The sequence below is a fragment of the Elizabethkingia argenteiflava genome, assembly GCF_009904105.1.
Classification (GTDB): domain Bacteria; phylum Bacteroidota; class Bacteroidia; order Flavobacteriales; family Weeksellaceae; genus Elizabethkingia; species Elizabethkingia argenteiflava.
This window is the reverse complement of record NZ_JAAABJ010000071.1, coordinates 1-278: the sequence shown is the minus strand read 5'-3', so window position 1 is coordinate 278 and position 278 is coordinate 1. Positions and strand designations below refer to the sequence as shown.

General features: G+C 33.1%; 1 pseudogene. It reads left to right on the top strand.

Annotated elements, in window-relative coordinates:
* A pseudogene (locus GNY06_RS13560) lies at window positions 1-278 on the top strand (IS982 family transposase); the annotation flags it as partial.

Below are 278 nucleotides of genomic sequence, written 5' to 3'. Positions count from 1 at the left end.
GAGAGTAAAATGAATTTTTTAAATCAAATCCGCAATCCCAAATTGTCAGATCTTGAGTTAATCTCCATAGGCTTAACTTCAGAATTTATGAGTATTGATTCAGAGCGGGATTTATTCAGAAAATTACCTTTCAATTTATCCTCTAGGATTGAACGTAGTGTTTACAATCGCAGAAAGCGCAAGTTGTTTGCTTATCGGGATTCATTAAGAAACAAGATAGCTGCAAAAATATCTGTCAGTGATTATTACATTGTAGATAGCATGCCATTAGAAATATG